Here is an 18,806-nt window from a genome sequence, read left to right as displayed (position 1 = left end):
AGCCCAACCGTTAAAGCGGAACTCACTGGAATCGCGCTTGATAACGTAATGAGGATTATTGAATCGAATACACACTGAACGGGTTTAGGACTTTTTGTGTCAGGTCCCCTTGAGAGTTTTGCAGCAACGAACTGTGAAAATTATAGCAGAGCTTTATGACGAAACGCTGAACGTATATGTTTAACGTTTTATTAGTTGTACACAATATCTCCACTTATAGATGAATTCTCGAAAAAAAGAGCTAAAACGATTATGGTTTTAGCTCTTTTTCTTGGAAAGAACTCGCTACGAAATATGGACCTGACGTCACTAGTATCCGTCACATTTCTTCAGGTGCCTTCATTCCTAACAGTCGCAAGGCCTCTTTCAAGACAATCGCAGTGCTTGTAATCAACGCAATTCTGTATGGTAAATGATTTGCATCTGAAAGCACTTTGACATTGCCGTAAAACGAGCTGAAAGTTTGGGCAAGGTCAATTGCGTATTTTGCGATGATAGAAGGGTCTAAATCATCCGCAGCACGTTTGACTATCTGCGGGAACTGCTCTAATTCTCTTACGATTTCCCATTCGAAATCATTTACTTCATCCACGCTATACGTCTGTAGTTCTCCAGCTTTTCTTAGTACTGATCTGGCCCGTGCGAATGCATATTGAACGTAAGGACCAGTTTCACCTTCTGTCTGAAGCATTGTTTCTAAGTTGAATTCGATGTCATGTTTGCGATGTTGCTTCAGGTCACCGAAAATGATGGCTCCGACGCCGACTTCTTCAGCGACTTCGGCCTTATGTGCTAAGTTTGGATTTTTCGTTTCGATTGTAGTCTGGGCAAGTGAAATCGCCTCGTTTAAAACTTGTTCCAGTAAGACGATTTTTCCTTTGCGGGTCGACATCTTTTTGCCTGCTTTCAAAATAAGCCCAAAAGGTATGTGTTGTATATTGTCTGCCCAATCGTAGCCCATTTTACTAAGCACTTTCTTAAATTGCGTGAAGTGGAGACTTTGTTCATTCCCGACGACGTATAGGGATTTTACGAAATCATAGGTCTCTTTTCTATCGATTGCAGCGGTTAAATCACGTGTAGCATATAATGTAGCACCGTCTGATTTCATGATCAAACAAGGTGGCATATCCTCATCCAGTTCAACGACAAGTGCCCCAGCTGATTCTTTTAATAACCCTTTATCCGCCAATTCAGTAACAATTGGTTCCATCTTGTTATTGTAGTAGGCCTCGCCATTATAGGAATCAAAGGTAATACCGAGTAGATCATAGATGCGTTGAAATTCCTTGAGGGATTCCGTTTTAAACCACTTCCATAATGCCAGCGCTTCAGTATCTCCATCTTCTAGGGCTTTGAACGCTGCTCTCCCTTCGTCGTTCAACGAGTCGTTATGCTCCGCTTCTTCATGGAAACGGATGTACAACCGTAGCAGCGTCTGAATTGGAGCTTGCAGGACCTCTTGTTCGTCTCCCCATTTTCGGTAGGCTGTCAGCAACTTCCCGAACTGGGTACCCCAATCGCCGATGTAATTAATTTTCACGGTCTTAAAACCATTCTTTTCAAGTAGTAGTGCAATCGAATTCCCGATGACGGTAGAGCGCAGATGCCCCATGGAAAATGGTTTGGCAATATTGGGGGAAGACAAATCAATTGTGACAATCCCACCATTTCCTTCATTAGATGAACCGTAGGAAACGGATTGATCTAGAATTTTCTGCAGTAGGGCACTGGTAACTGTAGTACGGTCCAGAAAGATATTCACATATCCGTTGACGGCTTCTGCTTTACGAATTAGTGGATGATTGATTGCCTGGGCAATTTCGTCGGCAATAACCATGGGTGATTTTCTAAGTTCTTTCGCGAATGGGAAGCACGGTAAAGCCAAATCGCCTAAATGTGCATGGACTGGCTTTTCTAACGTGTTTTCATTCAATGGAACGGGACTAAATTGTTGTAGTACTTGCAAGACAACCGTTTTCATCGTCAAAACCCCTTTTAGTATAGTAGAATAAAAAAAGCCCTCATCTCAAATTAATGAGACGAAAGCTTACTTCCGCGGTACCACTCAAATTGCCCGTATAGGGGCCACTTCCTCATAACGGCGAGACACCGGCTTTTCCTCAAACGCTTGGAAAAGCATCTCCAAAGTGCGGTTCACAAGTATTCTTCACCGGGCTTCCACCGCCCCCAGTTCGCTAAAAAAGAAATAATTGCTACTCTCTTCATCACAGATGTTGTAATTGAATGTAGCAAACGCAAGGTTAAGTGTCAATAAAAAAACAGATATAGTTCATAGTTTTGAATAGTTAGTTATCTCGTGTTTGTTTCTGTGTAGAACACATTATATAGTATTGGACGTCATGGGGAATTTACTTGATCTATCAACGAGGCGTCTTGCAAAAAAAAAATGGATTTCAAATTATTGTTCATAACTTTCATGTCATTTGCATCAATGCCGATGATGACGGTCAAAGCGACAAGGGAGAATGGCTGTGGATATGTGGATAAGTTATTGATTGTCGGTCAAGACGAATTTCTACCTATTTACGTCTAGAACACAACATGTTAGGGTATAAAGAGATAAACAGCCACAACATATAGTATGGAACGATAGAATGGTACGGATATTGGTTTAAAAGGGAGCCCGGAAAATTCGGAGCTTTCCCCGCAACTGTAAGCGCCCACGACCGCCGTATGAGCCACTGTGGAAAATACCATGTGACAGGCCAGTGAGCGTGAAGCGTAAGCTAGGAGACCTGCCTTTCATCGTCAAGCGACACTTTCTTCGGGGGTTGAGAGTGGAAGCGAACGGGATACCGTCGAACTTCTTTTCTCGAAGATTCCCCGCGGCTCCATTTTGTTATCGACAACCAATCCATGAGTGATGGTTCTACCGAAAAGGTGAAGCTGTCACTCATTTATATGAATAAACGTAAACTAACTAGCGTCTGCAAATGATTGATCTACATATAGGAGGAGACAATAATTATGACAACTACAATTGTAAATACTGGTATCGATCAGTTACTAGGTAAACTACAAAGTGAATTTGGAGCGAAGGAAATAGCGCCCCTTATTACAGCAAGTGATCGCTGGCAGCAGAAACACACTGAGGGAACTGGGTCGGAGTGGGCGAAGGCGATGACATTAGAGTCGCTTAGCAATCTGGATGAGGCGACAACGTATTGGACGTTTGTTGCTGCACGTATCCACCTTTGGGACGTTTACAACCGTCAAGAAAAACTACGTGGCGCAAAAGTCTATACAGACTTCGCGAAAAACGTCGAACTTCTTGTTAATGCAGGTTTATATACACCTGTACTGACGGAAAAATATTCAAAAGAAGACCTTGTCATTCTTGGCAATCTAATCGAACCAGAACGGGACAAGCTATTCACATATATTGGTTTGAAAACACTTATGGACCGTTACGTCGCTGTTGACTTTAGCAAACAATCGGTTGAACTTCCGCAAGAGCGCTGGCTTGTTATCGCGATGACATTGATGCAGGATGAGACAACTAACCGACTTGAAAAAGTAGCGGAATCATACTGGGCAATGAGCAGTCTATATATGACGGTTGCAACGCCGACATTGTCGAATGCTGGAAAACCGCACGGCCAATTGTCGAGTTGCTTTATCGACACGGTCGACGATTCTTTGCAAGGCATCTATGACAGCAATACGGACATCGCTAACTTGTCGAAATATGGCGGCGGAATCGGTGTTTATATGGGTAAAGTTCGTAGTCGTGGCTCGTCTATTCGTGGATTTAAAGGCGCTTCAAGTGGCGTACTTCCATGGATTAAGCAGTTGAATAACACGGCAGTAAGTGTCGATCAGCTTGGTCAGCGACAAGGTGCAATTGCGGTATATCTCGATGTTTGGCACAAAGACATTTTCACGTTCCTTGACCTTAAATTGAACAACGGAGATGACCGCTTACGCGCACACGATATCTTCACAGGCGTCTGCCTTCCTGATATTTATATGGAACAAGTTGATGCACGTGGAGAGTGGCATTTGTTTGATCCACATGAAGTTCGGACGGTTATGGGCTATTCACTTGAGGACTTTTACGATGAGACAAAAGGTGCGGGTTCGTTCCGTGAGAAATACGAAGAGTGTGTTAATAATCCTGAGATCAGCCGGGAAATCGTTCCTGCTATCGATCTTATGAAACGGATTATGCGTAGTCAATTGGAAACAGGAACGCCTTACATGTTTTACCGTGATGAAGTAAACCGTGCAAATGCCAACAAACATGAAGGCATGATTTATTCGTCGAATCTTTGTACAGAAATCACGCAAAATATGAGCCCGACTGAATTCGAGTCAGTTACGCTCGAAGATGATATCGTGGTGACGCGTTCAAAACCAGGAGATTTCGTTGTTTGTAACTTATCATCCATCAACCTTGGACGAGCAGTTCCAGCAAGTGTTTTGGAAAGACTTATTACAATTCAGGTACGCATGCTTGATAATGTCATCGATCTCAATAAGATACCTGTTGTACAAGCACAGCGTACTAACGCTCGTTACCGTGGGATCGGACTAGGAACATTCGGTTGGCACCATTTGCTTGCCCTGCAAAACATTCAATGGGAATCAAACGAAGCAGTGGATTATGCTGATAAATTATATGAGAAGATAGCTTATTTGACGATTAAAGCTTCAATGAAACTGGCTACTGAAAAAGGATCGTATCCATTATATGAAGGATCTGAATGGCAGTCCGGTGTTTATTTCGAAAACAAGAACTATGATTCAAAGGAGTGGTCTGAACTCCGCATCGATGTGGCAACAAACGGTATGCGTAATGGTTATTTGATGGCAATTGCACCAAATAGTTCGACATCCATCATCGCAGGATCGACTGCATCAATTGATCCGGTATTCAAACCGTTTTATCATGAAGAAAAGAAAGATTATAAGCTTCCAGTTGTTGCACCTGATCTTAATCACAACACATATGATGTCTACCGACGCTCCGCTTATATCGTCGATCAACGTTGGTCAATCAAACAAAACGCAGCAAGACAGCGTCATATTGACCAAGCAATTTCTTTCAACATCTATGTTCCGAATTCAATTCGTGCATCTGTTTTGCTTGAACTTCATATACAAGCGTGGAAGTCGGGCATGAAAACAACGTATTATACACGTTCAACTGCGACGGATATTGAAGAGTGTGAATGGTGTCATTCTTAATCGTCTACGCATCTTGGAGCGGAAATACGCAGGAAGTTGCGGAAATGATTGAAGAAACGCTAGTCACGGAAGATATAGCTGTTACAACGTTTCGAATCGGTGGGGGCGTCATTCCGAACCCCCGCGATTTTGATGCGATGATCTTAGGATCATTCACGTGGGAGGAAGGCTCAACGCCTAACGAAGTAAAAGACTTTGTAGCGGATGTGGGGTATAAACCGGATAATGTATATGTCTTCGGAACGGGTGATACCCAATTTGGCGGCGATGCATTGTTTTGCCACGCAGCAGTGAAGTTGGCACGTTTTTACGCATCCCCTTATGAGCCACTTAAAATCGAACAAAGTCCGCGTGGTATCCAGCAAGAAAAAGTAATTGAATGGTCGAAGGGAGTCATCAGACATTGGAAAAACTTAAACGCGTGAAGGTCTTGGAACCTGCACATCCAAACAAATCAACGGCTATTTTTGGTGGTAAGGCAAGTGGTATCCTCAACTGGAACGACATCGCTCATCCCCATTTCTATACATTACGTCAACAAATTCGTTCACTATTTTGGACGGCCAATGAAGTCGATATGACACAAGACGTTAAGCAATTCTCGTCGCTGACAAAAACTGAACAAGACGCATTTCTTAAAATTATTGGCTTGCTCGCGACACTTGACGGACCACAAACGATAGTCGCTTTAAAAATGGCAGATTATACAACTGATCCTTCCGTTAAATCGATTATGGCCACTATCGCTGATCAGGAAAGTGAACATAATCACAGCTACGCATACGTACTTTCTTCCGTTACGACTCTTAATAAGCAGATGGCTTCATTTGAAATGGGCCGTTCAGACGAAGTGCTGTTGAAACGTAATGAGCGTATTGTAGAAGTTTATAACGACTTCGCAGAGCGTCCGACGATCGAATCGGCATTGAAAGCGATGGTTTATACAACACTGCTTGAAGGATTATTTTTCTATAGCGGATTCGCATTCTTCTACAACTTGGCACGCAATCAGAAAATGGTTGGTACATCGACGATGATTTCGTATATTAATCGTGATGAATTACAACATGGTAAAGCGATAAGTGATATATTCCGCGCGGCACTGGCAGAAAATCCTGAACATAATACAGATGAATTTACGGAATGGATTTACGATCAGTTCAAACATTCGGTCGAACAAGAAGTCATCTGGAGCCGTTATGTGCTTGCGGATATTGAAGGTATCGACCTTGCTGAAATGGAAGGCTATGTGAAATATCGCGCGAATAAAATGCTCCGCATGCTCGGACTTAGTGAAATTTATCCCGAGTTCACTGACAATCCAATGAAATGGATTCGCGCATATGTCGACAGCTTCGACGATACAAAAACCGACTTCTTCGAACAATCTTCACGTCAATACGTCAAAACAAGTGATCTTAATGGCTTTGATGATTTGTAAATAATAAAAGCACACAACCTAAGTTGTGTGCTTTTTTACGATTATATAAGTTGAAATGGAGATTCCCTTCAAATCTGTTTCGACTACCATTCATAGGAGTCTTTGCTCAATTTTTACATGTATTCTTATGTTTGAATTAGATGCATCGAATTAGTATTAAGTGAATAGCATGTGCCGGTCATAATCAAGGCCATGGCGGTCATAAGTGCCCCCATGGCGAGCATAACGGGGGCTATGGCGGTCATAAGTACGCTCATGGCGAGCATAACAAGTTCCATGCCGGTCATAACGAGATGAACGTATTAAAAAACAGTTTCAAAACAACGGGAGTCTCATTATTTTGCCTATAAAAGTAATCCCATTACAAGTGTGTTGTAATAAACACCATCAATTAACGTATCTTTTAAAATTTGGCCTTCTTTTTCAAATCCAAGTTTTTCATATAATTCAATGGCTGCACTATTATCTGCTCTAGTTACAAGACTAATTTTGTTAGTGACTCCATTTGAAGTTGCCCATTGGATTAGTTGTTCCATCATTCTTCGGCCTAATCCTTGTCCAGTAAACTGTTCACTAATAACAATACCTAACGTTCCTACATGCTTAATTCTAATTTTTTGGCTAGAATTAATAGATGCGATACTTATTATTTTATCATCTATGATTGCCAGTAAAATAACGGAGTTCTGTTCCAGTCGTGTAGATTCTAAAAACTCTTTATATGCCTCCACTTCATGATTAAATTCGTCTTTTCCGAATGAAAGAAAATCTGTTTCCCCACCCACGACATTATAGAAATCAATCATATGTTGGGCGTCTTCTTTAGTTGCCTCTTTTATTATTACTTCGTTGCCATCTATTAAACGAAATTCCATCACATTACTCAGCCACTTTCTAGTTTGAATGAATATCAATAAATAATATTACATCAAGTGGAACAATTGAGTCTACTTGTTGGAAGAGTTCATCTAGAAAAATTATTCTACAATGTCGGACTGCTAACATGTTGAAACACCACATAGGGTGTTTTTTTTCCGTGGAATGATTCAGAAATGTCCGTTATGATAGAGGAAAAGGGGTCTCGAATAAATGAAGCGGCTCTCATTGGCTATTACCATCCTGCTTTCCCTCATTCTAGCATCGTGCACCAATTCTGATGCGGATACTAAAACAGAGATACTAGTGGCAGCAGCCTCAAGTATGACACCAGCACTAACTGAAATTGCAACTAGATTTGAAAAGGTCAATAAAGAAACTGAAATTACGTTCACGTTCGGCTCATCAGGTAAACTTGCGCAGCAAATCAAAGGCGGTGCACCCGTCGATATGTTCATTTCTGCGAGTAGTTCAGACATGGACAAGCTGGAAAAAGAAAACAAAATAGAATCGGATTCACGTGTAAACATTACCGGAAATACATTGGTTGTCATTGGCAAAAAAAATGGTGACCACTCGTTAATGGGCGCAGAGAATCCATTTGGGTCTAAAATGGATCATTTTGCAATCGGTAATCCAGACACTGTTCCTGCGGGTATCTATGCAAAAGAGGCTCTCACAAAACTAGGTCAATGGGAAACACTCGAAACGAAATTTATCTTTGGAAAAGACGTACGGCAAGTATTAACATTTGTTGAAACTGGTAACACCGAAATGGGCATTGTTTTCACAAGCGATGCTAAGTCATCTGATAAAGTCGAGGTAATCCTTGAAATTGATCCCTCACTGCACTCTCCAGCCATCTATCCCGGAGCAATCATAACTGCAACAGAACACCCGCAAGCAGCCCGTGCTTTTCTTGATTATATGAAAACATCAGAAGCTCAAGAAATACTAACTGCTCACGGATTTATAAACTAAAAGGAGGAACAAAGCCAATGGGGGAAATCAGTTACGGGCCGCTTATGCTCTCTATCAAAGTTGCGTCCATTGCGACAATCATTGTCTTTCTCACTGGCACGTTCCTCGCACGCATATTCTCGCGGAAAAGTTTCTTTGGTAAGACGATCATTGAAGCGTTATTCCTGTTGCCACTTGTATTACCACCCACCGTCGTCGGATTCGGACTGCTAATTTTGTTTGGCAAAGATCAGCTACTTGGGAAATGGTTATATGATTACGCGCATCTTCAAATCGTATTCTCTTGGATTGGAGCCGTTATTGCTTCGACCGTAGTCGCCTTTCCGCTCATGTATCAAAGTGCGTCAGCTGCATTCAAACAAGTCGATGGAAAATTGGAATCCGCAGCTCATACGTTAGGTGCTTCAAAATGGCGCGTCTTCCGCACAGTCACATTACCGCTAGCCTGGCCGGGTCTACTCGCGGGCTTCGTCCTTACATTCGCCCGTGCACTCGGCGAGTTTGGAGCGACACTGATGATTGCAGGATATATTCCTGGCCGAACAGATACCATTCCAATGGCCATCTATTTTGCGGTTGAAGCTGGTGATATGAAAACAGCAACATTTTGGGTGATTATCATCGTTGCGCTTGGATTCTCCACGATTCTCTGGCTCAGCTGGTGGTCGAACCAGAGTTTAAGACGTTTCACTGTGAAAAGGAAAGGGGGGGCTTCTCGTAATGTTTGACGCACATCTCATTAAAAACTTGCCGGATTTTAAAATTGACGTGGCCATTAAAACGGCTAAGGGGGAAGTGAGCGTCTTATTTGGGCCATCAGGTTCGGGAAAGACGACGTGTCTAGATATGATTGCAGGTCTTGCTCATCCAAACTTAGGCCATATTCGAATGGGGGAAAACACTTACTTTTCATCCACTCAAAAGCCGTGTCCAACCGAAAAACGAAGTGTTGGATATGTTATGCAGGACTACGCGCTATTCCCTCATATGACGACAGAAAAAAATGTTCAGTATGGGATGAAATCACCGAGAAAAACTGAACAAGCACTTATGCTTCTCGATAAATTCGGCATTCGTCATTTGCGAAATGCTTATCCCCATGAAATGTCTGGTGGGGAAAAACAGCGAACTGCCATTGCACGTGCGCTTGCGACGAAGCCTGATATTCTTCTTCTTGATGAACCCCTATCTGCACTGGACGATAAAGCACGTCATGACGCGCTTACGGTTATCACGGAAATCCAATACGATTTAAATATCCCCATTATCATGGTGACTCACAATTGGGCAGAAGCGGAAAAGGTTGCAACACATATATATTTAATTGAAAAAGGCCGTTTTATCTAGTCCATTTTGGGAAGATAAAGCGGTTGTTTTTATTGCTTGAAAAACTAGTGAATTATCGACTCAAGATAGTTTTCAACGGAAAGATTCCGCGTCTAGAATCTGGCCGTGTGGATATGGTGGACTTAGGTCGCATGTTTACTTTTGTTCTTCAGGATATTCCCTGTGTTTAATAGGCAAATCCCTACTAGGAAGACTCTTAAACTGAACGTACAATTAGCAGTATGTATGCACAAGACTCTACTTTTTGTAATTGATCATTTATCAATCCAAAAGGGAGAGGGCTATGCCGTTGAATTATGCTTTAGGAATCTATATTCTTTATATATAGAACAGTTCGAATTTATTGCTAGAAAAGGGTGAATCACCTTTTTCTATATAAGGAGTAAAACTGATGAGTGGACAGATGATTTTTGATTATCAACAGGAAATTGAACGTCTGCGGGACGATTTCGACTTTGACTTTGTGGGATTAGCACTTGTCCAGTCGGTAGAGCTCCGTTTCGAGATGAAATGGGAATTCGCTACAGGAAATCGAAGTAACCGTTATCGAAGAATTGTTTTAAAGACTGGTAAAGGTGTTGTGGGGCGTGTATTCAAGACGGGTAAACCGTTCCTTGTAGAAGATGCTGAAAAGACACTTGGAAGAAAAGATCTTTATAATTATCCGATCGTAGTTGCAGAAGGGTTGAAAAGTTTTTGTGCGATACCTCTTTATAAATATAATTGTGTCAAAGGTGTACTACTTGTGGGTTACCGCACTGAAAATAAGCTGACGCAAGAAGATTTTATAGGATTTCAACAGGTGATTGGTCCGAAGTTTGGTCCGTTTTACAATAAGGAGATGGTTGGAAATTGAAGAGTATGAGTGAATTTCAATTGACGAATCTGTTGATGAAAATGTATGACAATTCTGCAGAGGCTATTTTCTTTTTTGACCGTATGGGAAAAGTCCTTACAATGAATAGCGCTGCCGAACTCATTTTGAATGCGGAAGTTCTCGACAGGATGGCGGTAGGCGATAAAGAAGCAATATGCATGTCCTGTAAAGGATATACCAACGAACAAGAACTCCAAACATGCATATCATGCTATCTGAAGAGTCCGGATGAAGATTTTAGCTCGTTCCAAGTGTACATGGACACTAGGGGCAAAGGCGTTATTCCTTACACGGCTAGTTATCAAACGATTGACGCGGAAAACGGGATCCGTGTATTCATGCTCCGTGATTTGACGAAACAATATAAAACACAGGAAATGCTCAATCAGAAAATGATTACGAAAAATATCATCAAAGCTCAGGAAGATGAACGGAAACGAATTTCAAGGGAATTGCATGATGGGGTAGCCCAGGAAATGCTCAGTTCACTAGTTGAACTTCGAGTATTGAAGTATATGAATATTGATGAGGAAGTATTGAAAAAAGTGTTGCAAATGGAAGGTGCACTTATGCGGCTGTTAGACGATATCCGTCATCTATCGGTTGAACTTAGACCTGCAACACTTGATGATCTAGGGATGGAAGCTGCATTTAGAACGCATTTCAAATGGATTGAAAAAAACTATGGATTTTCTGTTTACTTTACAGCGGAGTTGGATTCCAAAAGGTACGAAGGTGAAATTGAAACGGTCGTTTACCGAATTTGTCAGGAAGCAGTGTTTAATGCACTGAAATACGCTGGCACTGACGATCTAGCCGTCAGACTTTTTGAAGATGATGGCTATTTAAAGTTACACGTCATTGACAAAGGAGCCGGATTTAATTTGAACGCAATTCATCCAAAAGGTACAGGTCTTGGTCTGTATGGGATGAGAGAACGGGCTGAGCTTGTGGATGGGCAAACAACAATCCTTTCTGAACCTGGAAAAGGGACAATCGTAAGTTTGGAAATACCATTATAAGGGGGTAATACGGTTGAAAATTATTATTGCGGATGATCATGCAGTCGTGCGCAGCGGATTCATGCATATTCTAAACTTCCAACACGATATGGAGGTTATTGGGACAGCTGCTGATGGTCTTGAAGCGTATGACTTGGTTGCTAAGCTTCGTCCGGATCTATTGCTTATGGATTTAAGCATGCCTCCAGGAGAAAGTGGTCTTATTGCGACAGGGAAAATAAGCGAAGATTTTCCGGAAACAAAAGTCCTGATTTTGACGATGCATGATGATGAGGAGTATTTATTTCATGTTTTGAAGAACGGAGCATCGGGCTATGTGTTGAAAAATTCACCGGATGAGGAATTGCTCGCGGCAATTCGTATTGTTTACGAAGGTGGGACATATATTCATCCATCAATGGCGACTGCTCTCGTAGGCGAATTCCTCACAAAGGATTTGGAGGGTGTAGAAACGGACCCTTTCAAAATATTATCGAAACGTGAAATTGAAGTTCTTCCACTTGTCGCAAAGGGGTATGGCAATAAGGAAATCGCAGAAAAACTATATATTTCTGTTAAGACGGTTGAGGCACATAAATCAAAAATCATGGAAAAGCTTCAATTGAAAGGCAGGCCACAATTGGTTGAGTATGCATTGAGGAAAAAGTTTTTGAATTTTTAACATGGGAATCTCTGTACGATGACAGTGGAGGCTACCCTCGAAAAGGGGCGGAAATGTGGAAAACCGTTATTCAAGACAAACGTTGTTCAAACAGATTGGACAGGTAGGGCAGGATAAGTTAGGTTCTGCACATGTTGTCATTATCGGATGTGGCGCACTTGGGTCGGCGGTTTCAGAGACACTTGTTCGGGCAGGTGTGGGGAAATTAACCATTGCAGATCGGGACTACGTTGAACCTTCAAATTTGCAAAGACAACAGCTTTTCACCGAACAAGACGCGCGGGAGGGTGTGCCAAAAGTGGTTGCCGCCGAAGCTCGGTTGAAGATGATTCGAGAGAACATTGAGATCGTAACTGTACTTGATCATGTAGACGGGCCGATTATCGAGCTGATTACGGAGAATGCTGATCTTATTATGGATGCGACAGATAATTTTGAAACGCGTTTACTGATAAATGATATCGCGTGGAAAAAGAATATCCCATGGATCTATGGAGCATGTGTAGGAAGTTCGGGGACAATGTTTCCATTTGTACCGGGCGAGTCAGCTTGTTTCCGTTGCTTACTGCCGGTTTTGCCATCTGTCAATGAAACTTGCGATACGTCAGGAATTATTGCGCCTGCGGTTCAAATTGCAGCAGCGTATCAAAGTGCGGAAGCATTAAAATGGTTAACAGGGAATAAGGATATGTTGCGTAAAAAGGTATTGCATTTCGATGCTTGGAACAACACGCATGCAGAGGCAGGGATTTCTCGGATGCGTAACGAAGTATGTAAGACATGCGGGGAAACTCCGACATACCCTGCGCTGCACAGGACAGAGGGTGCCGGATACGCAGTGTTATGTGGTCGGGATATCGTGCAAATCATTCCATCTGCAAGCCGTTTTTTGACGATTGAAGATGGAGAAAAAGTCGCCAAAAATTCCGGGGAGCCTTATAAAGTGACACCATTTTTCGTGGAATTCACTGCGGAAGGTTATCGCTGTATTGTATTCGGTAATGGCCGCTTATTGGTTCATGGATTGAAGGATATGAAAATAGGTCGTAAATTGTACCACCAACTTTTTGGGTAAACAGGAGGAATCGGGTTGTCGCACTTGAACGAATCAGATAAAGAGAAGAAACTCGTTTTTTGCGTGTTGACGACAAGTGATACGCGTAATACGTCGAATGACCGTAGTGGTTGGACAATCCGGGAAAAGCTTGAGTCGGCGGGTCATCATGTCTTTGAGTCGTGGATTTGCAAGGACGATGCGCTAGAGATTGAATTGATTGTAGAAAAATGGTTACGGAATCCGAAAGTGCATGCAATTATATCAACAGGCGGTACGGGCATTGGTTTCCGTGACGTTACGATTGAAACCGTGACACCTTTTTTCACGAAAACGATTGATGGATTTGGTGAATTGTTCCGATACCTTAGTTATACAGAAGATGTAGGTTCGAAGGCGCTGTTAAGTCGAGCGGCGGCTGGTGTAGTGAAGGAGAAAGTTTTTTTTGCACTTCCAGGATCTGTGAAGGCAGTTGAACTTGCGATGAATAAGTTGGTCCTACCTGAGGTTCATCATATTGTACATGAGCTAACGAAACACTTGGATGACTAAACAAAAGCGTAAGCGCCTGTTCAGCCTCGAAAAGCGCTGAAGTCTAAACGTGATAGCTCAAAGGGATAACTTATCTGCGATTGGAGATTTTGTAATTTTATATACAAATAAGAAGGTAGAGACCAGCAAATGCTGGTCATGCATCCATTTTACGTTTGGCGGTTGTAGTCGCCATTTTTCCCACCGGTTTTTAGCAACAGCATTGTAGGTCCAATAACCATTTCTTTACCGGCTGCTTTGCACATATCGTAAATCGTGAGTGCAGCAGCGGAAGCGGCAGTGAGTGCTTCCATTTCAACACCGGTCACGCCTTTCGTTTTCACTTCCGCTTCAATTAATACTTCATAATGAGCCGTTGCTTCATCGATGTTCCAGTCGAACCGAATATTAACGCCTGTCAGTGGAATCGGATGGCACATGGGGATGATGGATGATGTACTTTTTGCTGCCATAATAGCAGCGACTTGAGCAACTGCGAATACATCACCTTTCTTGTTTGTACCTTCTGTAATTTGTGAATGGATTAGTTCATTGACGATTATGGACGACTTGGCGATAGCTGTTCGGACTGTTTCTGCTTTATCGGAAACATCGACCATTTTCGCACGGCCCTGTTCGTTGAAATGTGTGAGTTCTGACAATGGATTCATTCCTTTCGTACATACATACTTAATTTGAGTATAGCAGAAGGAGGGAAATCAATATGGTGGAAATGAGAAAGCCTATTCAAGTGTCGGAAGCTGTCCGCCTTGTCATGGAGTACGTCCATGTAACAGAGATGGAAACGATTTCCCTTGAACATACATATGGCAGAATTCTTGCCGAACCGATTATTGCGAAAAATGATGTACCGCCATTCGACAGGTCACCATACGATGGATTCGCAGTCCGTGCGGATGATACTGCTGGTGCATCAGGCGATAACCGCATTCCGTTCACTGTAATTGGGGGAATAGGTGCAGGACATGTAGCGGACCGTGGGATTGATCATGGAGAAGCGTATCGAATCATGACAGGTGCACCAATTCCAATTAACGCAAACGCGGTTGTCATGCTGGAGCAGACGACAGAAGGACAAGACAGTTTCACGTTGCGTAAACCATTCGTCCATGGCGAAAACATTTCCTTTAAAGGTGAAGATGTAAAAGAAGGTGAACGCCTGATTGAAGCGGGAGCGTTCATTCATCCTGGTACAATTGCGCTGCTTGCGACATTTGGTTATGCAGAAGTCAAAGTAGCAAAACGACCAATTGCAGGCATTCTTTCGACGGGTACGGAACTTCTTCAAGTATCAGAGGATCTTGCGCCTGGAAAAATACGCAACTCGAATGGTCCGATGATTGCAGCCCAATTAACTCGAATGGGAATTGGCTACATTTCATATGGCATGCAGGAAGACGATCTCGATGCGTGTACGCAGACTGTGAAAAATGCGCTCGCTGAAACGGACTTACTGATTACGACAGGCGGCGTTTCTGTAGGTGATTATGATTATCTGCCTAAGATATATGAGCGGCTAGGTGCCAAGATTTTATTCAACAAAGTTGCGATGCGCCCTGGAAGTGTAACGACTGTAGCTGTGGTTGGCGATAAGCTGTTATTCGGATTATCTGGTAATCCTTCTGCCTGTTTCACGGGATTTGAATTGTTTGTTAGACCGGCAATTTTAGGAATGCAAAGCGCTATATCACCGTATATTCCGCATATACAAGCGAAGCTTGGTGAGGACTTCGACAAACCGAATCCCTTCACACGTTTCATCCGCGGATTTTGGGAATTGTCGCCGGAGGGAATCATTGCAGTGCCCGCAGGTTTTAATAAATCAAATGCAGTTTCTTCGATAGCGCGGGGAAATTGCCTGATTGTCCTACCAAGCGGGACCCGCGATTACTCGGCTGGAACTGATGTTGATATATTGTTACTCGGCTCAGAGCAAAGCGTTGGTAAATGGATACTTTGAAAACGCTGCATATCGTCGGGTTCAAAAATAGTGGCAAAACGACACTTATTGCAAGATGGGTGCGTTTACTGAAAGGTAAGGGTTATTCGATTGCTGTTCTGAAGCATCATGGACACGGTGGACAGCCGACTATGCCGAATTCCACGACGGATACGATGCAGTTTTTTGATAGCGGCGCAGCCGTTTCGGTCGTTGCGGGTGGAGGCACAGTTCAATTATTGTTGCATGATGAACCGGATTTCACTGGACTGAAAGAACTGGCTGCAATAGCCAAGCCGGATATATTATTCATAGAAGGCTATAAGAAAGAGCAGGGGAAGAAAGTGGTCCTCCTAAGAGACACAGAGGATTGGGGATCGCTGAGCGATTTGGAAGGCATTCAACTCATTATCGGGTGCCCGGAAATAGCAACTAGCGTCTCACATATTGAATCTAGGGTTGATGTTGGTCAGTTGGATTCTTGGCTGTTTGACTGGGTCGAAAAGGAGGATGGCGATGAAACAGTTTGAAATTATTGAAACACCAATTGAACCGCAGAAATATACGGATTACGTCCTCCACGCGGGTGCAGGTGCGGTCACAGTTTTCACTGGACATGTGCGGGAATGGACGCGCGGAGTCCGCACATTATATTTGGCATATGAGGCTTACGTTCCAATGGCTGAAAAGAAGTTAGCGGAAATCGGTGCAGAAATGGAAATGAAATGGCCAGGCGTGAAAGTGGCGATTGCCCACCGAATTGGTGAAATGCATATCTCAGATATCGCCGTAGTGATTGCGGTTTCATCGCCGCATCGAAAAGCCGCTTATGAAGCGAATGAATATGCCATTGAACGCATTAAGGAAGTCGTACCTATCTGGAAAAAGGAAATCTGGGAGGACGGCGAAGAGTGGATTGGCGGACAGAAAAAGTATCCTGAAAAGGGGCCTGAAATGAAATGATTAAGGTGAATTATTTTGCAAGGTTACGTGAACTGACAGGTAAGTCAGACGAGACGATTGATCAGCAATCGATGACTGTTCGCGAACTGCTGGATTGGGCAGAAACTACGTATCCAGGTTTTGGCAAAGAAACCGTGCATGTTGCAGTGAATGAGGAATATGCCTTAAAAGAGGATTTTGTTCATTCAGGAGATATTTGTGCATTTATTCCACCAGTGAGTGGCGGATGACGAAGACAGTCGGAATTGTTTTAGCGGGCGGAGTGTCTAGGCGGTTCGGTTTCCCAAAAGCACTTGCTAAGCTCGGGGATCAGCACTTTTATGAACTTGCGGTGGGTGCATTGTCTGTCTGTTGTGATGAGGTGATTATCGTGACACGGCCAGAATACATGGAGCATTTTCCTAGCTGCTTGAAGACTATGACCGATTTGGCTATATATGCAGGACTCGGTCCGCTTGCAGGGATCCTGTCTGTGATGGAATCCGTGGAAGCCGACCGCTATGCAGTATTGCCATGCGATATGCCACATGTCAACAGCCAGGCTATGACGAAGTTATTGGTGCACCATGAAAAGGGTGTTACCGGAGTTATTTCTGATGGAAGATATCATCCGCTCGTGTCGATTTGGGACGGGCATTTGAAGAGTGCAGTCAAGGAAGCTCTAATAAACGACCAACTAAGTGTAATGAAATTACTCTCATCTCAAGAGGCGGTGTGGATCACTGGAAATAACCTGACTGACGATGAAAACCGGATGTTCATGAACGTGAATACACCCGAAGACTTGGAGGGGGAATGACGTTTTGGAAGCGATCGTTGATAAGCTTGGACGTCCGATTCGAGATCTCCGGATATCGGTAACGGATCGATGTAACTTTAGATGTGCTTACTGTATGCCAAAGGAAGTCTTTGGAGATGATTATGCATTTCTTCCGAAAAATGACCTGTTGTCATTTGAAGAAATTGAACGCTTTGCTAAAATTTTTGCATCATTAGGTGTGAAGAAGCTTCGATTGACGGGCGGCGAGCCGCTTATGCGTCGTGATCTGCCTAAGTTAGTTGGAAAATTGATAAAGATTGAGGGGATTGAAGATATTGGGTTGACGACGAACGGTGTGTTGCTAAAGCAAAACGCACAACCGCTTTATGACGCGGGTCTTCGTCGTTTGAACATAAGCCTTGATGCACTTGATCCTGCTATTTTTGGTGAATTGAATGGCCGGGGGATCAAACCGGAACTGGTCCTTTCTGCTATAGATTATGCGCAAAAAATCGGCTTTGAAATCAAAGTGAATATGGTTGTTCAAAAAGATGTCAATGAGGGAGAAATACTTCCAATGGTGGCTTATTTCAAAGAGCGCGGTATCACGCTAAGGTTCATTGAATTCATGGATGTTGGTAACGATAATGGTTGGAGTTTTGAGAAGGTTGTCACGAAAAAAGAAATTTATGATTTGATTTGTTCGGTACATGATATTGAACCGACAGAAGAGGACTACTATGGTGAAGTCGCAAAACGCTATCGCTACTTGGATAACGGAGCGCAAATCGGATTCATCACGTCCGTTTCGGAGTCCTTCTGCTCGACATGCACGCGGTCAAGACTATCATCAGATGGAAAGTTGTATACCTGTTTATTCGCATCGGGAGGGTTCGACTTGCGAAAATTGATCCGCGATGGCATGACGGATGCAGAATTATTTGATGCAATTGCAGGCGTATGGGAACGTCGCGTAGACCGTTATTCGGATGAGAGAACTGAACAAACGGCAAAGAATCGAAAGAAGATTGGTATGAGTTATATAGGCGGATGAGGGAGGCGTTGCTGCGGCAGCGCTTTTTGTGACGGAAAGCGGTGTTTTGCGAGGATGTTGTTTAG

Annotated in this window: 21 protein-coding genes, 1 riboswitch and 1 other annotated feature; of the genes, 18 read left to right on the top strand and 3 right to left on the bottom strand. The window is 43.0% G+C overall.

Features of this window, described 5'->3' with window-relative positions:
* Nucleotides 1-319 precede the first annotated feature (319 nt).
* Nucleotides 320-1,984: an arginine--tRNA ligase gene (gene argS, locus FQ087_RS14485; RefSeq protein ID WP_149581292.1), complete on the bottom strand. Its 1,665-nt coding sequence runs from the start codon at nt 1,982-1,984 to the stop codon at nt 320-322.
* A 51-nt stretch (nt 1,985-2,035) separates the two neighbouring features.
* Nucleotides 2,036-2,241, bottom strand: a binding site (T-box leader).
* Between the two features lie 169 nt (nt 2,242-2,410).
* On the opposite strand from argS, the gene FQ087_RS22485 reads away from it, so the two are divergent.
* The 4 genes from FQ087_RS22485 (at nt 2,411) to FQ087_RS14470 (ending at nt 6,655) form a co-directional block, all read left to right on the top strand.
* Nucleotides 2,411-2,557 (top strand): hypothetical protein, encoded by a 147-nt coding sequence (locus FQ087_RS22485; RefSeq protein WP_188006763.1) that lies wholly within the window; start codon nt 2,411-2,413, stop codon nt 2,555-2,557.
* Between the two features lie 44 nt (nt 2,558-2,601).
* Nucleotides 2,602-2,781, top strand: a riboswitch (cobalamin riboswitch).
* Between the two features lie 210 nt (nt 2,782-2,991).
* Nucleotides 2,992-5,214 (top strand): ribonucleoside-diphosphate reductase subunit alpha, encoded by a 2,223-nt coding sequence (locus FQ087_RS14480; RefSeq protein ID WP_149581291.1) that lies wholly within the window; start codon nt 2,992-2,994, stop codon nt 5,212-5,214.
* Nucleotides 5,199-5,639, top strand: coding sequence for a flavodoxin (locus FQ087_RS14475; RefSeq protein ID WP_149581290.1), 441 nt, complete (start codon nt 5,199-5,201; stop codon nt 5,637-5,639). The genes FQ087_RS14480 and FQ087_RS14475 overlap by 16 nt, the downstream gene beginning before the upstream one ends.
* Entirely contained in the window at nt 5,618-6,655 is a 1,038-nt protein-coding gene (locus tag FQ087_RS14470) for a ribonucleotide-diphosphate reductase subunit beta (protein WP_149581289.1), read from the top strand. Before FQ087_RS14475 ends, FQ087_RS14470 begins: the two co-directional genes overlap by 22 nt.
* A 344-nt stretch (nt 6,656-6,999) precedes the next feature.
* On the opposite strand, the gene FQ087_RS14465 is transcribed toward FQ087_RS14470, so the two are convergent.
* A complete protein-coding gene (locus FQ087_RS14465) occupies nt 7,000-7,530 on the bottom strand; it encodes a GNAT family N-acetyltransferase (RefSeq protein WP_149581488.1) in 531 nt (176 codons plus the stop codon).
* A 214-nt stretch (nt 7,531-7,744) separates the two neighbouring features.
* On the opposite strand from FQ087_RS14465, the gene modA reads away from it, so the two are divergent.
* The 8 genes from modA (at nt 7,745) to FQ087_RS14425 (ending at nt 14,025) form a co-directional block, all read left to right on the top strand.
* A complete protein-coding gene (gene modA / locus FQ087_RS14460; protein ID WP_149581288.1) occupies nt 7,745-8,512 on the top strand; it encodes a molybdate ABC transporter substrate-binding protein in 768 nt (255 codons plus the stop codon).
* A gap of 17 nt (nt 8,513-8,529) precedes the next feature.
* Nucleotides 8,530-9,240, top strand: coding sequence for a molybdate ABC transporter permease subunit (gene modB / locus FQ087_RS14455; RefSeq protein WP_149581287.1), 711 nt, complete (start codon nt 8,530-8,532; stop codon nt 9,238-9,240).
* The gene (locus FQ087_RS14450) at nt 9,233-9,859 is read left to right on the top strand and encodes an ATP-binding cassette domain-containing protein (protein WP_149581286.1); all 627 of its coding nucleotides are present in this window, start codon (nt 9,233-9,235) and stop codon (nt 9,857-9,859) included. The genes modB and FQ087_RS14450 overlap by 8 nt, the downstream gene beginning before the upstream one ends.
* Before the next feature lie 391 nt (nt 9,860-10,250).
* Nucleotides 10,251-10,715 carry a GAF domain-containing protein gene (locus FQ087_RS14445; protein ID WP_149581285.1) on the top strand — a complete coding sequence of 155 codons (465 nt, stop codon included), beginning with the start codon at nt 10,251-10,253 and terminating at the stop codon, nt 10,713-10,715.
* Nucleotides 10,716-10,720: 5 nt separating this feature from the next.
* The gene (locus FQ087_RS14440; protein ID WP_149581487.1) at nt 10,721-11,758 is read left to right on the top strand and encodes a PAS domain-containing sensor histidine kinase; all 1,038 of its coding nucleotides are present in this window, start codon (nt 10,721-10,723) and stop codon (nt 11,756-11,758) included.
* Nucleotides 11,759-11,771: 13 nt separating this feature from the next.
* Entirely contained in the window at nt 11,772-12,419 is a 648-nt protein-coding gene (locus FQ087_RS14435) for a response regulator (protein WP_149581284.1), read from the top strand.
* A 55-nt stretch (nt 12,420-12,474) separates the two neighbouring features.
* The gene (locus FQ087_RS14430; protein WP_149581283.1) at nt 12,475-13,494 is read left to right on the top strand and encodes a ThiF family adenylyltransferase; all 1,020 of its coding nucleotides are present in this window, start codon (nt 12,475-12,477) and stop codon (nt 13,492-13,494) included.
* A gap of 15 nt (nt 13,495-13,509) precedes the next feature.
* Nucleotides 13,510-14,025 carry a MogA/MoaB family molybdenum cofactor biosynthesis protein gene (locus tag FQ087_RS14425; protein ID WP_188006761.1) on the top strand — a complete coding sequence of 172 codons (516 nt, stop codon included), beginning with the start codon at nt 13,510-13,512 and terminating at the stop codon, nt 14,023-14,025.
* A gap of 149 nt (nt 14,026-14,174) precedes the next feature.
* On the opposite strand, the gene moaC is transcribed toward FQ087_RS14425, so the two are convergent.
* Nucleotides 14,175-14,666 carry a cyclic pyranopterin monophosphate synthase MoaC gene (gene moaC / locus FQ087_RS14420; protein ID WP_149581282.1) on the bottom strand — a complete coding sequence of 164 codons (492 nt, stop codon included), beginning with the start codon at nt 14,664-14,666 and terminating at the stop codon, nt 14,175-14,177.
* Between the two features lie 62 nt (nt 14,667-14,728).
* Between moaC and FQ087_RS14415 the strand changes: the two genes are divergently transcribed.
* From FQ087_RS14415 to moaA, 6 genes are read left to right on the top strand one after another with little or no spacing between them, the layout of a single operon-like run.
* Entirely contained in the window at nt 14,729-15,985 is a 1,257-nt protein-coding gene (locus FQ087_RS14415; RefSeq protein WP_149581281.1) for a molybdopterin molybdotransferase MoeA, read from the top strand.
* Nucleotides 15,973-16,494 (top strand): molybdopterin-guanine dinucleotide biosynthesis protein B, encoded by a 522-nt coding sequence (mobB, locus tag FQ087_RS14410; protein WP_149581280.1) that lies wholly within the window; start codon nt 15,973-15,975, stop codon nt 16,492-16,494. The genes FQ087_RS14415 and mobB overlap by 13 nt, the downstream gene beginning before the upstream one ends.
* Nucleotides 16,481-16,927, top strand: a complete 447-nt coding sequence (locus tag FQ087_RS14405; protein ID WP_149581279.1) for a molybdenum cofactor biosynthesis protein MoaE — start codon at nt 16,481-16,483, stop codon at nt 16,925-16,927. Before mobB ends, FQ087_RS14405 begins: the two co-directional genes overlap by 14 nt.
* The gene (gene moaD / locus FQ087_RS14400) at nt 16,924-17,157 is read left to right on the top strand and encodes a molybdopterin converting factor subunit 1 (protein ID WP_149581278.1); all 234 of its coding nucleotides are present in this window, start codon (nt 16,924-16,926) and stop codon (nt 17,155-17,157) included. The genes FQ087_RS14405 and moaD overlap by 4 nt, the downstream gene beginning before the upstream one ends.
* On the top strand, nt 17,154-17,726 hold the full coding sequence (mobA, locus tag FQ087_RS14395; protein ID WP_149581277.1) for a molybdenum cofactor guanylyltransferase: 573 nt from the start codon (nt 17,154-17,156) through the stop codon (nt 17,724-17,726). Before moaD ends, mobA begins: the two co-directional genes overlap by 4 nt.
* 4 nt (nt 17,727-17,730) lie before the next feature.
* Nucleotides 17,731-18,741, top strand: coding sequence for a GTP 3',8-cyclase MoaA (gene moaA / locus FQ087_RS14390; protein ID WP_149581276.1), 1,011 nt, complete (start codon nt 17,731-17,733; stop codon nt 18,739-18,741).
* The last annotated feature ends 65 nt before the right edge of the window (nt 18,742-18,806 follow it).

It is taken from the genome of Sporosarcina sp. ANT_H38, assembly GCF_008369195.1.
In the GTDB taxonomy this organism is placed as follows: Bacteria; Bacillota; Bacilli; order Bacillales_A; family Planococcaceae; genus Sporosarcina.
Note: the sequence above shows the minus strand (reverse complement) of the source record. Positions and strands in the feature narration are given on the sequence as shown.

What these genes read in the sequence shown, in the direction of transcription:
- argS (WP_149581292.1), bottom strand. Translation starts at nt 1,984, where the DNA reads ATGAAAACGGTTGTCTTGCAAGTACTACAACAATTTAGTCCCGTTCCA.
- FQ087_RS22485 (WP_188006763.1), top strand. Translation starts at nt 2,411, where the DNA reads ATGGATTTCAAATTATTGTTCATAACTTTCATGTCATTTGCATCAATG.
- FQ087_RS14480 (WP_149581291.1), top strand. Translation starts at nt 2,992, where the DNA reads ATGACAACTACAATTGTAAATACTGGTATCGATCAGTTACTAGGTAAA.
- FQ087_RS14475 (WP_149581290.1), top strand. Translation starts at nt 5,199, where the DNA reads ATGGTGTCATTCTTAATCGTCTACGCATCTTGGAGCGGAAATACGCAG.
- FQ087_RS14465 (WP_149581488.1), bottom strand. Translation starts at nt 7,530, where the DNA reads ATGGAATTTCGTTTAATAGATGGCAACGAAGTAATAATAAAAGAGGCA.
- modA (WP_149581288.1), top strand. Translation starts at nt 7,745, where the DNA reads ATGAAGCGGCTCTCATTGGCTATTACCATCCTGCTTTCCCTCATTCTA.
- modB (WP_149581287.1), top strand. Translation starts at nt 8,530, where the DNA reads ATGGGGGAAATCAGTTACGGGCCGCTTATGCTCTCTATCAAAGTTGCG.
- FQ087_RS14450 (WP_149581286.1), top strand. Translation starts at nt 9,233, where the DNA reads ATGTTTGACGCACATCTCATTAAAAACTTGCCGGATTTTAAAATTGAC.
- FQ087_RS14445 (WP_149581285.1), top strand. Translation starts at nt 10,251, where the DNA reads ATGAGTGGACAGATGATTTTTGATTATCAACAGGAAATTGAACGTCTG.
- FQ087_RS14440 (WP_149581487.1), top strand. Translation starts at nt 10,721, where the DNA reads ATGAGTGAATTTCAATTGACGAATCTGTTGATGAAAATGTATGACAAT.
- FQ087_RS14415 (WP_149581281.1), top strand. Translation starts at nt 14,729, where the DNA reads ATGGTGGAAATGAGAAAGCCTATTCAAGTGTCGGAAGCTGTCCGCCTT.
- mobB (WP_149581280.1), top strand. Translation starts at nt 15,973, where the DNA reads ATGGATACTTTGAAAACGCTGCATATCGTCGGGTTCAAAAATAGTGGC.
- FQ087_RS14405 (WP_149581279.1), top strand. Translation starts at nt 16,481, where the DNA reads ATGAAACAGTTTGAAATTATTGAAACACCAATTGAACCGCAGAAATAT.
- moaD (WP_149581278.1), top strand. Translation starts at nt 16,924, where the DNA reads ATGATTAAGGTGAATTATTTTGCAAGGTTACGTGAACTGACAGGTAAG.
- mobA (WP_149581277.1), top strand. Translation starts at nt 17,154, where the DNA reads ATGACGAAGACAGTCGGAATTGTTTTAGCGGGCGGAGTGTCTAGGCGG.